This is a genomic window from Curtobacterium sp. MCBD17_034, from assembly GCF_003234515.1.
Lineage (GTDB): Bacteria > Actinomycetota > Actinomycetes > Actinomycetales > Microbacteriaceae > Curtobacterium.
In genome coordinates, this window is sequence record NZ_QKTN01000007.1 from 46,770 (window position 1) to 60,273 (window position 13,504).

The following is a 13,504-nucleotide window of genomic DNA, read 5'->3' on the forward strand; positions in this document are numbered from 1 at the left end:
GTGCGGATCGACATCGTCACGATCTTCCCGGAGTTCTTCGGCGTGCTGGACGTCTCGCTCCTCGGTCGCGCGCGGCAGGGGGGGCTGCTCGACGTGCACGTGCACGACCTCCGCGACCACACCTCGGACCGCCACCGGACCGTCGACGACACCCCGTACGGCGGCGGTGCCGGCATGGTGATGAAGCCGGAGCCGTGGGGCCTCGCGCTCGAAGGGCTCCTGCGGCCCGACCGGTCCTCGACCCTCGTCGTGCCGACCCCCGCCGGGGTGCCGTTCCGACAGGAGACCGCGCGTGCCCTCGCCGAGCAGGAACACCTCGTGTTCGCGTGCGGCCGGTACGAGGGCATCGACGCGCGGGTCGTCGAGTGGGCGTCCTCCCGCGCGTCCCTGCGTGAGGTCTCGCTCGGGGACTACGTGCTCAACGGTGGCGAGGTCGCGGCGATGGCGATCGTCGAGGCCGTGGGGCGGCTCGTCCCGGGCGTCGTCGGCAACCCCGAGAGCCTCAACGAGGAGTCGCACGAGGACGGCCTGCTCGAGTACCCGAGCTACACGAAGCCGGCGTCCTGGCGGGGTCTCGACGTCCCCGAGGTCCTGCTCAGCGGGCACCACGGGCGCGTCGCTGCGTGGCGCCACGAGCAGCAGCTCGAGCGGACACGGCGGGTCCGCCCGGACCTCCTCGGCGACTAGACGTCAGGCGAGGAGGGCGGCCCGCTCGGCGCTGCGCAGCGTGAGGACCTCCGGGCCGTCCTCCGTGACCGCCACGGTGTGCTCGACGTGCGCCGCCCGCGACCCGTCGCTGCTGCGCAGGGTCCAGCCGTCCTGGTCCTGGTAGAGCTCGTCCGTGCCGGCCATGAGCCACGGCTCGATCGCCATCACGAGACCGGGACGGAGGACCATCCCCCGGCCCGCGCGGCCGTCGTTCGGGACGTGGGGGTCGCCGTGCATCGAGCGGCCGACACCGTGGCCGCCGAACTGGAGGTTGACCGGGTAGCCCGCATCCCGTGCCACCGAGCCGATGGCCGACGAGACGTCGCCGAGACGGTTGCCGGGACGCGCCGCGGCGATCCCCGCGTCGAGCGCGCGCCGGACGGTCGCGACGAGGCGCTGGTCCTCGGCGCGCGGGGTCCCCACCTGGACCGTCACGGCCGAGTCCGCGACCCAGCCGTCCACGCTCGCGGCGAAGTCGAGGCTCACCAGATCGCCGTCGACGAGGCGCTGCGCGTGGGGCAGGCCGTGCAGCGCGGCGTCGTTGACGGACGTGCAGAGGTACCGGCCGAACGGCATCGCGCCGAACGACGGGTGGTAATCGACGTAGCAGCTCTCCGCGCCGTGCTCCGCGATCATCCGACCGGCCAGCGCGTCGAGGTCGAGCAGGTCGACGCCGACGTCGGTGGCGTCGACGAGCGCGTCCAGGACGTCCGCGACGAACCGTCCGGCGGTGCGGAGGCCGTCGAGCTCGGCGGGGGTGCGCAGTTCGATCATGCACACCATCCTGCACCGCACGGGCCGCGCTTCGGCACGCCGACCCCGCGCGGGACGTGGTCCAGGCTGACGGCCCGGGTGGCGCTGGCCATACAGCCTGTGGCAAGATGGACAGCCGTGCCCTGGCCTGGTTCTGCCACGGGGGAACCGCCGCTCGTGGGGCACGCACCACATCTTCCCATCGATCAGCGACCGACCCGTGCGCGGCCGCAGAGAGTGACACATCATGAGCCAGCTCCTCGACCAGGTGGACGCCGCCTCGCTCAAGAGCGACATCCCCGCCTTCCGCGCCGGTGACACCGTCAAGGTGCACGTCAACATCATCGAAGGCACGCGCTCGCGTGTCCAGGTGTTCCAGGGCGTCGTGATCGGCCGGCAGGGCCACGGGGTCCGCGAGACCTTCACGGTCCGCAAGGTCAGCTTCCAGGTCGGCGTCGAGCGGACCTTCCCGGTGCACTCCCCGGTGATCGACCACATCGAGCTCGTGACCCGCGGTGACGTGCGTCGCGCCAAGCTCTACTACCTCCGCGAGCTCCGCGGCAAGAAGGCGAAGATCAAGGAGAAGCGCGAAGCCTGATCCTCCTCGAAGGATCAGCCAGCGCGCCGAGCGTCGGCGAGGGCCTCCCGTCCATGTAGCGTGTTCGCTGGACGGGGGGCCTTCGCTGTTTCGTCCGTCACCGTTCAAGGACCAGCAGGACGTCAATGACCGAACCGATCACCGACGGGGAGACCCGTCGCCGGGGCGAGCCGCGCCGCCGCAATGGAGCGCTCACCTTCCTCCGCGACCTCGTCATCATCTTCCTCGCGGCGCTGCTCGTGTCGTTCCTCGTGAAGACGTTCCTGATCAGGTCGTTCTACATCCCCTCGGCGTCGATGGAGGAGACCCTCGTCCCGAACGACCGGGTCATCGTGAACGAACTCGTGCCGCACGTGGTCGGACTCAAGCGCGGTGACGTCGTCGTGTTCAAGGACCCGGGTGGATGGCTCGACGGCGAGCAGCTCCCCGACCTGACCCCGCACACCGCGCTCGGCAAGGCCGCCGAGTGGCTGCTCACGCAGGTCGGCCTCGGGACCGCGGACAGCGACGACCACCTGATCAAGCGCGTGATCGGGCTGCCGGGCGACAAGGTGTCCTGCTGCAACGACTTCGGACAGCTCTCGGTGAACGGCGTGCCCATCAAGGAGCCGTACATCACCCTGCCGGCGGGGGAGACCCGCGCATCCGGCACGGACTTCTCGATCACCGTGCCGGCCCACTCGCTGTGGGTGATGGGGGACAACCGGTACGACTCGAAGGACTCCCGGTACAACCGGCAGACGCCGAGCCATGGCTTCGTGCCGGAGTCCGACGTCGTGGGGCGCGCGTTCGTGATCTCGTGGCCGACGAGCCGGTGGTCGTGGCTCGGCGACTACCCGGACGTCTTCGCGGGCGTGGAGCAGCGGGACTCGTGACGGCGGCGGGCGCAGTGCGCGGCGCGAAGCGGCCTGCGCGGCCGACCCTGCGATGGGAACGCTCCTTGCTCGAGCAGGGTCGCGTGACCGTCATCGGGTGCGACGAGGTCGGTCGCGGAGCGATCGCCGGCCCCGTGGCCGTCGGGGTCGCGGCGGTCACGATCGCGGTCGGCCGGATGCCGAGCGGGCTCGCGGACTCGAAGCTGCTCTCGCCCGCCAAGCGTGAGGCGCTGGTGCCGCGGCTCGAGGCCTGGGCGACCACCGCGGTCGGGATGGCATCGGCGGACCTCGTGGACGAGCAGGGCATCGTCACGGCGCTCGGAGTGGCCGGGGCGCGCGGCATCGACCAGCTCGTCGCGGCCGGGATCGCGTTGGACGGTGCGGTCGTGGTCCTCGACGGCTCGTTCGACTGGCTGAGCCGAGCGCTCCGCGACCCGGTCGACGTGCTCGTGCGGGTCAAGGCCGACCGCGACTGCGCCTCGGTCGCCGCCGCGTCGGTCGTCGCGAAGGTGCGGCGCGACGCCCTCATGGTCGCCGCGCACGAGGAGGCCCCGCACTACGCCTGGGCGTCGAACAAGGGCTACGGCTCAACCGAGCACTACGACGGCATCCGTGCCGCCGGTCCGCACGCGCTCCACCGTCGGTCGTGGCTCCACCGATGCGATCCCGTCGTCGAGGTCGAGCCGCTGTTCGAGCTCGACGAGGACGTCCCGTCCGGCGACGACGCGGTCCCATCCGCCCACGACGCGGTCCCGTCGGTCGACGACGGGGTCCGCCCGCTCGTCGGAGCCGACCCCGAGCGCTCCTGAAGCTCGTCGCGCCGTAGGATGTGCGGCGATGGATGACGACGAATTCGACGACTACGACCGCGAGGTCGAGCTCGCGCTGTACCGTGAGTACCGCGACGTGGTGTCCCAGTTCCGCTACGTGGTCGAGACCGAGCGACGGTTCTACCTGGCGAACGAGGTCGAACTCGTCCGGCGGGACACCGAGCACGACTTCTACTTCGAACTGAGCATGAACGACGTCTGGGTGTGGGACGTCTACCGTTCCGATCGCTTCGTCAAATCAGTTCGAGTGCTCACGTTCAAGGACGTCAACGTCGAGGAACTGACGAGTCGGGAGCTCGAACTCCCCAAGGAACTCGCCCTCGACGAGTAGGTGCGCCGTGCACGGGGTGTTCACCCCGGCGGGGTGAAATCAGGGACCCGGCGCCGACGAATTCGACGGCATTCCGCAATTCCGGGAGCGAGTGCAATCCGGAATGGTTACGCTGTGTGCTGGCGTCAATTCGTGGACATGTCCGCATGCCCCACGTCATCGACGTCGTCAACGACCGGAGAACCACCGTCCCCACGGTGGGCAAGGAGTGTGCACATGGCCCAGAAGGTGACCGTTCAGCTGGTGGACGATCTCGACGACACCCCGATCGGCGCGGGCGACGGCCGGACCGTCGAGTTCGCGTTCGACGGAGCGACCTACGAGATAGACCTGTCCAACGACCACGTCGACGCGTTCCGCGAAGTCCTGTCGGACTACATCGCCGCAGCGCGGAAGGTGGGGGCCCGGCGTTCGGGTTCCGGATCGGGTTCGACCAAGACCCCGGCCAAGCGCGGGAACTCGGCCGATCTCGCGAAGATCCGGGAATGGGCGCAGGAGAACGGTCACAACGTCTCCAGCCGTGGCCGTATCTCGGCGGCGGTGCAGGAGGCCTACGCGGCCGCCCACTGACGACGCATTCCGACGATCGCTGAACGACCGTCGGGAAACGGCGGATCCGCGCACGCGGATCCGCCGTTCGTGTTCTCAGCAGGACATCCGTCCTGTCAATTCCTCCCGTCCTCCACAATCCAGCCGAATCGCATTCCTTCCACCGATCCGCGCCACGCGAAATGCGTGGATCCCGGATTCGGCAGGCTCGGTCCGGGAGGAACGATGCAGGTGACACAGGACGATGGCGGTCACAACCGCCGGACCGGGGCGGCGGGAGAGGACATCGCAGCGCGGTGGTTCGAGGAACGGGGGGCCCGCGTCCTCGACCGGAACTGGCGAGGCCCGAGCGGGGAGCTCGATCTCGTGGTGCGCCACGGGCAGACGGTGGCCGTGGTCGAGGTGAAGACGCGCACGGTGACGACTGCAGGACACCCGTTCGAGGCGATCACCCGCCGCAAACGCACCCGGCTCCGCCGGCTCGCCGCGGAGTGGTGCGCGACACATCCCCGCGTCGCTCGCGCCTCGGCCGTCCGCGTCGACGCAGTCGCGGTCCTCATGGTCGGCGACCACGTCGCGGTCGAGCACCTCGAGGACATCGCGTGAGCGGCATCGGGCGGACCACGGCCGTCGCGCTGCTCGGCATCACCGGCCGCATGGTCGAGGTCGAGGCGCACCTGTCGAGTCAGCTGCCCTCGTTCAGCATCATCGGCCTGCCGGACGCGGCCCTGGGTGAAGCCCGGGAGCGGGTCCGTGCCGCGGCGTCGAACACGGGCAGCGCGCTGCCCGCGCGGCGCATCACCGTCAACCTCATCCCGGCCTCCGTGCCGAAGCACGGCTCCGGGTTCGACCTCGCGATCGCCATGGCGGTGTTCGTCGCGGCGGGGGTCGTGCCCGCCGACCCGGCCGGGACGGTGCACATCGGCGAGCTCGGGCTCGACGGGCGAGTCCGTCCCGTCCCCGGCATCATCCCCATGCTCGCCGCCGCGCGCGAGGCGGGTGCCGAGCGTGCCGTGGTGCCGGCGGGCAACGCCGCCGAGGCGTCGTACGTCCCCGGCATCCGTGTCGAGCCGGTCGTCACCCTCCGCGACGCCGCGATCCTGGCAGGAGCCGACCTGCTCGCCGAGCCGGCCGAACCCGTGACCGCCGCGGCGGTCACGGCGGCGGACCCCGAACCGAAGGAACTGGCGGACGTCGTCGGCAACCCGACCGCGGTCCGCGCCCTCGTCCTGGCGGCCGCCGGTGGTCACCACGTGCTGTTCCTCGGCCCACCCGGCGCGGGCAAGACGATGCTCGCCGAACGGTTGCCCGGCCTCCTGCCCGACCTCGATCCGGTCGCCGCGCTCGAGGTGGCGGCCATCCGGTCGCTCGCCGGCCACGGCGCGGAGTCGTGGACGGTCCGGCCGCCGTACGAGCACCCGCACCACTCGACGAGCCCGGTCGCGCTGATCGGCGGCGGCAGCCGTCTCATCCTGCCGGGCGCCGTGTCCCGTGCGACACACGGGGTGCTGTTCCTCGACGAGGCGACCGAGTTCCCCCGGAACGTGCTCGACACCCTGCGGCAGCCGCTCGAGTCCGGCACGGTGACCATCCACCGCGCGGTGGGACGCGCGCACTTCCCGGCACGCTTCCAACTCGTGCTCGCGGCGAACCCGTGCCCCTGCGGCCGGTACGGCGTCCCCGGACCGCCGTGCGAGTGCCCGCCGCTCGCGCGGCGTCGATACCTCGGACGGCTGTCCGGCCCGTTGCTCGACCGGATCGACGTGCGGCTCGCGGTGCCCCGGGTCACCCCTGCTCGCATCCGCTCCGACGTCGATCACCCGATGACCACCGCCGTGGCGCGAGAGCGCGTCGTCGCCGCCCGGGCCGCGATGTCCCGGCGCTGGCGAGGCACCCCGTGGCGGCTCAACGCCCACGTCCCCGGCACCCACCTCCGGAGCGCCGACATCGCGTTGCCGACCACGACGACACGGTCGCTCGATGTCGGACTCGAACGGGGGACGCTGACGATGCGCGGGTACGACCGGATCCTGCGCATGGCGTGGACGCTCGCCGACCTGGCGGGCGAGGAGCGGCCCGACACCGACCACGTGCGTCAGGCGATCGCGCTGCGGAGCGCCCTGTGAGCGCCACCGCGGCCGCTCGCCTGCGCGGCGTCGGCAGGACGGACGACGGCGATCCGGACACGGCCGTCGCCGCGGCGCTCTGGACCGTCGTCACGGAGCCGGGGGACGCGGTCGCCGGGCACCTCGTCGCCGCCCTGGGGGCGGTGGACGCGCTCCGCCTGGTGACGCGCGGCGACGACGCCCTCCGCATCGCCGACGCCTGCCGCGCACGGGTTCCGGTGGCCGACGAGGACCACCGCGAACTCGTGCAGGCGCTCGTCGCCGCGCTCGCCCGCTGGGCGCCGCGGCTGCGACATCTCGACCCCGATCGCGTGCTCGACGCGGCTGCGGCGGTCGGCGCACGACTCCTGGTTCCCGGGGACCGTGACTGGCCCGAGCGGCTGGCGGATCTCGGCCCGCACGCACCGCTCGCGCTCTGGGTGCGCAGCACCGCCCCGCCCGCGTCGTGGTGGGCGTCCGCGCCATCGCTCGCGGTGGTGGGGTCCCGCGCGGAGACCCCCTACGGAGCCGAGACAGCGGCCGACCTCGCCTCGGCCGCGGCCGAGGCAGGCGTGCTGGTCGTGTCGGGCGGCGCACACGGGATCGACGCGGTGGCACACCGCGTGGCCCTCGCGGCGGGTACACCCACCGTGGCGGTGCTCGCGGGCGGTGTCGACCAGCTCTACCCGGCGGCGAACGTGGAACTCCTCCACCGCGTCATGCGGCGCGGGGCCGTCGTGGCCGAGGCGCCACCCGGGGTCCGGCCGACGCGGTGGCGGTTCCTCCAGCGCAACCGGTTGATCGCGGCCCTCGCCGACGCCGTCGTGGTCGTCGAGGCGGGCGTGCGGTCCGGGGCGCTCAACACGGCCCATCACGCCGCTCAGCTCGGTCGACCCGTGCTGGCGGTGCCGGGTCCGCTCACCTCACCGTCGTCGGTCGGGTGCCACCGACTGGTGTCCAGCGGTCGGGCGACGCTGCTCACCGCCCCCGCCGATGCGGTGCGGGCGGTGAGCGGTCCGGACGCCGACGGTGGGCCGCTCCGCATCCGATCGGCGCAGGACGACCCCGAGCTGCTCCGTGTGCTCGATGCGCTCAGCCGCCGCGCGGGACTGTCCGTGGACGAGGTCGCTCGACGGTCTGGGCTGGGGACCGCCGCGACGGAGGACGCGCTCGCCCTGGCCGAGCTCGAGGGCCGGGCGGAACGCCACCGGACGGGGTGGCGCCTGGTTCCGTGAGGGCGACCGGCGGCGACTACGGTTGGCCCATGACGCCCGCGGCCGAAGACCTGGAGTTGGTCCGCGCCACGCACGCGTTCCTCGACCACCTCGTCCACGGTCGTGGTCTGAGCGCCCAGACGGTCCGCGCCTACAGCGGTGACCTCGAGGACCTCGTGGCGTTCGCGGCGGAGCGTGGTGTCGGTCGGCCGGACGAGCTCACCCTCGAGGTGCTCCGGGACTGGTTGTGGCGTGCGACCGAGCGTGGACTCGCTCGGACGACGATCGCCCGCCGGGCCTCGTCGGTGCGCGCCTTCACCCGGTGGGCCGCCGAGACCGGTCGGATCGCCACCGACCCCGGCGTCCGGCTCCGTGCGCCGAAGGGCGGCGCCCACCTGCCGCGAGTGGTGCGTGCCGACCGTGTCGAGGGCATCCTGACGACCCTCGGTGACCGCGCCGCGGACGGCGATCCGGGAGCCCTCCGTGACCGCGCCGTCGTGGAGCTCCTGTACGCGTCGGCGCTGCGGGTCGGTGAGCTCGTGGGCATCGACCTCACAGACGTCGACCGGAACCGGCTGACGGTCCGTGTCCTGGGCAAGGGCGGACGCGAACGGGTCGTCCCCTTCGGCGTGCCCGCGGACGACGCCCTCGGTGCCTGGATGGAACAGGGCCGACCGGTGCTCGTCGGCCGTGCCCAGGCGCCGGACCCGTCGGCGTTGTTCCTGGGTGACCGGGGTGCCCGGCTCGGCGTCCGCGGGGTGTACCGGCTCATCGCGCGGATCCTGGCGTCTGAACCGGGGGACGGTCCCGCGGGCCCGCACACGTTCCGGCACAGCGCGGCGACGCACCTGCTCGATGGCGGGGCCGACCTCCGGGCCGTGCAGGAGATGCTCGGGCACGCGAGCCTCGGCACGACGCAGATCTACACCCACGTGTCGAGTGCGCGCCTGCGCGAGGCGTACCGGAGTGCTCACCCTCGGGCGTGATCACCGAGTGGCAGGAGCACGGGCCAGGCCGCCGGTGCGAGGTACGCGAGCGGGTCGACGTACCGCTCGTCGACCCGCACACCCAGGTGGACGCAGGGCGCGGCGGCCGGGCAGTGTCCGACCGCGACACGACCGACAGCGGTCCCGGCCGCGACCGTGGTGCCGACCACGACGTCCGGCGTGACCGAGTCGAGCGAGCTCCGGACGCCACGGCCGTGGTCGATCGTCACGACGCCGCGTCCTGCCACGGGCCCGGCGAACACCACGGTCCCCGCCGCAGGGGCCAGCGCGAGCGTGCCGACGGATGCGCGGACGTCGATCCCGCGGTGCCCCGCGCCGTAGTCGTGTGCCGGGGGTTCGAACGGCCGGAGGACGACGCGCTCCGGGACGGGCCAGGTCCAGGCCGACGCCGTCATGCTCGCCGACGTGCGGATCGACGCCGGGCGCCGGGGTGCCCCTGCACACGGGGGGCCAGCGCACGAGGAACCAGCACGCGCGGGCCCAGCGCCCAGCGTGACGGTGCACAGCGCGACGACGCACAGCACGAGGACGCGCGGGACGACCACCAGCGCCGCGCCGAGGCGCGTCCAGGATCTGCGCGGCGTCGTCGTCCGCAGGGGAGGGGGCACCGCTCGCGACCGTCCTGTCGTGTTCATGGGCCGAGCCTGGTCCCCACCGCACGTCTCGAGGGGACGCTGCGCGAGCGTGCGGGGAGTGCTGCTTGGTGGCGGGTCCTGGGGAGGGGGAGCGACTGCGGCGCGCGATGACGACCACGGACACGGCCCCAGGGGTACCGTGGCAGGCGCTCCGGTCCCGAGCAACGCCGCCCCGGACGGCGACCAGCCGACCTCCGGGGCAGCGCACGGCGACTCGGTCGTACGCCGGCGGGAACGAGGAGCACGTGAGCACATCGACGACGAGGTCCGGCACAGACCGGGCGTTCAAGGGCAAGGTGACTGCGTTCGCCATCGCCGCAGCGGTCGGCGGGTTCCTCTTCGGGTTCGACAGCTCGGTGATCAACGGCGCCGAGTCGGCGATCACCGACCAGTTCAAGCTGTCGGCCGGGGGGAGCGGCTTCGCGGTCGCGAGCGCCTTGATCGGCTGCGCCTTCGGCGCCTACTTCGCCGGGCGGGTCGCGGACCGTTGGGGCCGCACCCGCGTGATGTTCATCGCGGCGATCCTGTTCTTCGTCAGCTCGGTGGCGGTGGCGTTCTCGCCCGACACCACGTTCTTCGTGGTGTTCCGCCTCATCGGCGGTCTCGGCATCGGCACCGCGTCGGTGATCGCGCCCGCCTACATCTCCGAGGTCGCGCCGAAGGGCATCCGCGGTCGACTGGCGTCGTTCCAGCAGCTGGCGATCACGCTGGGCATCTTCGCCGCGCTGCTGTCCGACCAGGTCATCGCGATCGGCGGGGGCGGCACTGCGAGCGGACACTTCTGGGGCCTCGAGGCGTGGCGGTGGATGTTCCTCGTCGGGGTGATCCCGTCGGTCGTGTACGGCGTCTTGGCGCTCGTGCTGCCCGAGTCGCCGCGGTACCTCGCCGCGCAGGGGCGCAAGGACGATGCGCGGGAGGTGCTGACGAAGATCGTGCCGAGCGACACCGTGGACACGTCCCTCGACGAGATCGAGGACGGCATCCGCCAGGAGGAACAGCAGCAGAAGGGCACGATCCGCGGCGACCGCTTCGGCCTCAAGGGCATCGTCTGGGTCGGCATCATCCTCGCCGTGCTCCAGCAGTTCGTCGGCATCAACGTGATCTTCTACTACTCGACGACCCTGTGGCAGGCCGTCGGGTTCAAGGCGTCGGACTCCTTCACGATCTCGACCATCTCGTCGGTGATCAACGTCGTCGTCACGTTCGTGGCGATCTTCACGGTCGACCGCCTCGGTCGGAAGCCCCTGCTCGTCGCCGGATCGGCCGGCATGTTCGTGTCGCTGCTCATGGTCGCGATCTCGTTCTCGCAGGCGTCGCTGGACTCCAGCGGCAATCCGCACCTGCCGGGTCCGTGGGGCGTCATCGCGCTCGTCTTCGCCAACCTGTTCGTCGTGTCGTTCGGTGCGACGTGGGGCCCGCTCATGTGGGTGCTCCTGGGTGAGATGTTCCCGAACCGCATCCGCGCGACCGCGCTCGGCATCGGTTCGGCGGCCAACTGGGTCGCCAACTTCGTGGTCACGATCACGTTCCCCGCGCTGTCGGGCTTCAACCTGACGGTCACGTACGGCATCTACGCGTTGTTCGCGCTCGTGTCGTTCTTCTTCGTGCTCGCCAAGATCCCGGAGACCAAGGGCCGCTCGCTCGAGGAGATGGGTGTCAGCGCCGATGGCGGCAAGGTCGGCAGCAGGTCCTGACGGGCGCGGGACCATCGCGATCGGCGTTGCCGGTCGTCCAGGAGGCACGGGGCACGGGAGACGATCGAGTCACCGGCACCGTGCCTCCCGGCGTCCTGCGGCGCGACCGGCTGGTGCTATCCTGAGTGCAGCAGCGCGCTGAGCGCTGACTTCGCGTGCCCATCGGCCTCCACGCCCATCGGTCCGCCCGCTGGTCCTCTCCGGCGTCGCGGCGGTCGTGCGCCGGGCACCAGGGACCCGACCGCCGGTCGTGGTCGACAAACCGCAACATCAGCGCGCGGCCGTGCCGTGCGCCGGAAAAGGAGAACGGCCATGGCCGTCGTCACCATCCGCCAGCTGCTCGACAGCGGCGTGCACTTCGGGCACCAGACCCGCCGGTGGAACCCGAAGGTGAAGCGTTTCATCCTCGCCGAGCGCTCGGGCATCCACATCATCGACCTGCAGCAGTCGCTGTCCTACATCGACCGCGCCTACGACTTCGTCAAGGAGACCGTCGCCCACGGCGGCACGATCCTCTTCGTCGGCACCAAGAAGCAGGCGCAGAACTCCATCGCCGAGCAGGCGACGCGCGTCGGCCAGCCCTACGTCAACCAGCGTTGGCTCGGTGGTCTCCTCACGAACTTCCAGACGGTTTCCAAGCGGCTCGCCCGCATGAAGGAGCTCGAGGAGATCGACTTCGACGACACGACGAAGGGCTTCACCAAGAAGGAGCTCCTCATCAAGAAGCGCGAGCTCGACAAGCTGCACAAGACCCTCGGTGGCATCCGCAACCTCACGCGCACGCCGAGCGCCCTGTGGGTCGTCGACACCAAGAAGGAGCACCTCGCCATCGACGAGGCGCAGAAGCTCGGCATCCCGGTCATCGGCATCCTCGACACCAACTGCGATCCCGATGAGATCACCTACCCGATCCCGGGCAACGACGACGCGATCCGCTCGGTCGGTCTGCTGACGCGCATCGTCGCCGACGCCGCCGCCGAGGGCCTGACCGTCCGCCACCAGGGCAGGTCGGACGAGCCCGTCGAGCCGCTGGCCGAGTGGGAGCAGGAGCTCCTCGCGCAGGGCGGGTCGAACACCGCCGCAGGCCAGACCGAGGGCGAGGGCGCCACGGTCGAGGAGAACGACGCCGACGCGCAGGTCGCCGAGAAGCCGCTGGGCGAGCCGCTCGAGACGGTCAACGCGGAGCCGACGGCCGAGGCCGCTGCCGCCGCCGAGACCACCCCGGCCGAGTAACACCAGCCGCACAGGACACACCGGGGAGGCGCCGTCCGGCGCCTCCCCGTTCATCACCACACGCGAGTCCAGAAAGGACGTCCACCATGGCGAACTTCACCGCAGCTGACGTGAAGACCCTGCGTGACCGCCTCGGCGCGGGCATGCTCGACAGCAAGAACGCGCTCGTCGAGGCCGACGGCGACATCGAGAAGGCCATCGAGATCCTCCGGGTCAAGGGCCTCAAGGGTGTCGCGAAGCGCGAAGGCCGTGCGACCACCGCGGGCCTCGTCGCCGCCACCGAGACCACCGGTGCCGCCACGATCATCGAGCTCGCGAGCGAGACCGACTTCGTCGCGAAGAACGACCGCTTCATCGCGCTCGCGTCCGAGGTCCTCGGCGCGGTCGCCGAGGCCGGTGCCGACACGGTCGAGGCCGGCAACGCGGCGACGGTCAACGGCCAGACGGTCAGCGACTACATCAACGACAACGCCGCGCTCATGGGCGAGAAGGTCGAGCTCCGCACGGTCGCCCGTGTCGACGGCACGAACTTCGCGATCTACCTGCACAAGACCAGCCAGGACCTGCCCCCGCAGGTCGGCGTCGTCGTCGCCTACTCGGGTGACGACGCCGAAACGGCTCGGTCGATCGCGCAGCACATCGCGTTCGCCGACCCGAAGTACCTGACGCGCGAGGACGTCCCGACCGAGGCCGTCGAGAAGGAGCGCGGGATCGTCGAGGAGACCACGCGCGCCGAGGGCAAGCCGGAGGCCGCGCTCCCGAAGATCATCGAGGGCCGCCTGAACGGCTTCTTCAAGGAGATCGTGCTGCTCGAGCAGGGCTACGCGAAGGACTCGAAGGTCTCCGTGGCCAAGGTCGCGCAGGACGCCGGTCTGACCATCGAGGGCTTCGCCCGCGTCAAGGTCGGCGCGTAACCCACCACCGACGGGGTCCGGAACGACACGTTCCGGACCCCGTCGTCATGTCCGCTTC

Annotated in this window: 15 protein-coding genes; 13 read left to right on the top strand and 2 right to left on the bottom strand. The window is 71.5% G+C overall.

Going from position 1 to position 13,504, the window contains the following annotated elements; all coding sequences use genetic code 11:
• Nucleotides 1-687: a tRNA (guanosine(37)-N1)-methyltransferase TrmD gene (gene trmD / locus DEI92_RS12490; RefSeq protein WP_111013719.1), complete on the top strand. Its 687-nt coding sequence runs from the start codon at nucleotides 1-3 to the stop codon at nucleotides 685-687.
• A gap of 3 nt (nucleotides 688-690) precedes the next feature.
• Here trmD and map read toward each other — a convergent pair whose 3' ends face one another.
• Nucleotides 691-1,482 carry a type I methionyl aminopeptidase gene (gene map / locus DEI92_RS12495; RefSeq protein WP_111013720.1) on the bottom strand — a complete coding sequence of 264 codons (792 nt, stop codon included), beginning with the start codon at nucleotides 1,480-1,482 and terminating at the stop codon, nucleotides 691-693.
• A gap of 226 nt (nucleotides 1,483-1,708) precedes the next feature.
• Between map and rplS the strand changes: the two genes are divergently transcribed.
• The 9 genes from rplS (at nucleotide 1,709) to DEI92_RS12540 (ending at nucleotide 8,949) form a co-directional block, all read left to right on the top strand.
• A complete protein-coding gene (gene rplS / locus DEI92_RS12500) occupies nucleotides 1,709-2,059 on the top strand; it encodes a 50S ribosomal protein L19 (RefSeq protein ID WP_111009285.1) in 351 nt (116 codons plus the stop codon).
• A 125-nt stretch (nucleotides 2,060-2,184) separates the two neighbouring features.
• Nucleotides 2,185-2,934, top strand: coding sequence for a signal peptidase I (lepB, locus tag DEI92_RS12505; protein WP_111009284.1), 750 nt, complete (start codon nucleotides 2,185-2,187; stop codon nucleotides 2,932-2,934).
• A gap of 83 nt (nucleotides 2,935-3,017) precedes the next feature.
• Complete coding sequence (locus DEI92_RS12510) at nucleotides 3,018-3,743, top strand: ribonuclease HII (RefSeq protein WP_258368492.1); 726 nt, start codon at nucleotides 3,018-3,020, stop codon at nucleotides 3,741-3,743.
• 28 nt (nucleotides 3,744-3,771) lie between these two features.
• On the top strand, nucleotides 3,772-4,095 hold the full coding sequence (locus DEI92_RS12515) for a DUF2469 family protein (protein ID WP_111009283.1): 324 nt from the start codon (nucleotides 3,772-3,774) through the stop codon (nucleotides 4,093-4,095).
• A 216-nt stretch (nucleotides 4,096-4,311) separates the two neighbouring features.
• Nucleotides 4,312-4,665, top strand: coding sequence for an Lsr2 family protein (locus DEI92_RS12520; protein ID WP_111009282.1), 354 nt, complete (start codon nucleotides 4,312-4,314; stop codon nucleotides 4,663-4,665).
• A gap of 210 nt (nucleotides 4,666-4,875) precedes the next feature.
• On the top strand, nucleotides 4,876-5,250 hold the full coding sequence (locus tag DEI92_RS12525) for a YraN family protein (protein ID WP_258370192.1): 375 nt from the start codon (nucleotides 4,876-4,878) through the stop codon (nucleotides 5,248-5,250).
• Entirely contained in the window at nucleotides 5,247-6,770 is a 1,524-nt protein-coding gene (locus tag DEI92_RS12530) for a YifB family Mg chelatase-like AAA ATPase (RefSeq protein WP_111013722.1), read from the top strand. The genes DEI92_RS12525 and DEI92_RS12530 overlap by 4 nt, the downstream gene beginning before the upstream one ends.
• Entirely contained in the window at nucleotides 6,767-7,984 is a 1,218-nt protein-coding gene (gene dprA, locus DEI92_RS12535; protein WP_111013723.1) for a DNA-processing protein DprA, read from the top strand. Before DEI92_RS12530 ends, dprA begins: the two co-directional genes overlap by 4 nt.
• A gap of 29 nt (nucleotides 7,985-8,013) precedes the next feature.
• Nucleotides 8,014-8,949 (top strand): tyrosine recombinase XerC, encoded by a 936-nt coding sequence (locus DEI92_RS12540; protein WP_146242915.1) that lies wholly within the window; start codon nucleotides 8,014-8,016, stop codon nucleotides 8,947-8,949.
• Here the strand turns inward: DEI92_RS12540 and DEI92_RS12545 are convergent.
• On the bottom strand, nucleotides 8,934-9,365 hold the full coding sequence (locus tag DEI92_RS12545; protein ID WP_111013724.1) for a murein hydrolase activator EnvC: 432 nt from the start codon (nucleotides 9,363-9,365) through the stop codon (nucleotides 8,934-8,936). The genes DEI92_RS12540 and DEI92_RS12545 overlap by 16 nt on opposite strands.
• 485 nt (nucleotides 9,366-9,850) lie before the next feature.
• On the opposite strand from DEI92_RS12545, the gene DEI92_RS12550 reads away from it, so the two are divergent.
• The 3 genes from DEI92_RS12550 (at nucleotide 9,851) to tsf (ending at nucleotide 13,446) form a co-directional block, all read left to right on the top strand.
• Nucleotides 9,851-11,299 (top strand): sugar porter family MFS transporter, encoded by a 1,449-nt coding sequence (locus DEI92_RS12550; RefSeq protein ID WP_258370193.1) that lies wholly within the window; start codon nucleotides 9,851-9,853, stop codon nucleotides 11,297-11,299.
• A 312-nt stretch (nucleotides 11,300-11,611) separates the two neighbouring features.
• Complete coding sequence (rpsB, locus tag DEI92_RS12555; RefSeq protein WP_111013726.1) at nucleotides 11,612-12,532, top strand: 30S ribosomal protein S2; 921 nt, start codon at nucleotides 11,612-11,614, stop codon at nucleotides 12,530-12,532.
• An 86-nt stretch (nucleotides 12,533-12,618) separates the two neighbouring features.
• The gene (gene tsf / locus DEI92_RS12560; RefSeq protein WP_111009276.1) at nucleotides 12,619-13,446 is read left to right on the top strand and encodes a translation elongation factor Ts; all 828 of its coding nucleotides are present in this window, start codon (nucleotides 12,619-12,621) and stop codon (nucleotides 13,444-13,446) included.
• Nucleotides 13,447-13,504: the final 58 nt, after the last annotated feature.

Excerpts from the sequence above, each read along its gene's own strand:
- DEI92_RS12515 (WP_111009283.1), top strand. The coding sequence starts at position 3,772 with ATGGATGACGACGAATTCGACGACTACGACCGCGAGGTCGAGCTCGCG.
- tsf (WP_111009276.1), top strand. The coding sequence starts at position 12,619 with ATGGCGAACTTCACCGCAGCTGACGTGAAGACCCTGCGTGACCGCCTC.
- rpsB (WP_111013726.1), top strand. The coding sequence starts at position 11,612 with ATGGCCGTCGTCACCATCCGCCAGCTGCTCGACAGCGGCGTGCACTTC.
- rplS (WP_111009285.1), top strand. The coding sequence starts at position 1,709 with ATGAGCCAGCTCCTCGACCAGGTGGACGCCGCCTCGCTCAAGAGCGAC.
- map (WP_111013720.1), bottom strand. The coding sequence starts at position 1,482 with ATGATCGAACTGCGCACCCCCGCCGAGCTCGACGGCCTCCGCACCGCC.
- DEI92_RS12540 (WP_146242915.1), top strand. The coding sequence starts at position 8,014 with ATGACGCCCGCGGCCGAAGACCTGGAGTTGGTCCGCGCCACGCACGCG.
- lepB (WP_111009284.1), top strand. The coding sequence starts at position 2,185 with ATGACCGAACCGATCACCGACGGGGAGACCCGTCGCCGGGGCGAGCCG.
- DEI92_RS12545 (WP_111013724.1), bottom strand. The coding sequence starts at position 9,365 with ATGACGGCGTCGGCCTGGACCTGGCCCGTCCCGGAGCGCGTCGTCCTC.
- DEI92_RS12520 (WP_111009282.1), top strand. The coding sequence starts at position 4,312 with ATGGCCCAGAAGGTGACCGTTCAGCTGGTGGACGATCTCGACGACACC.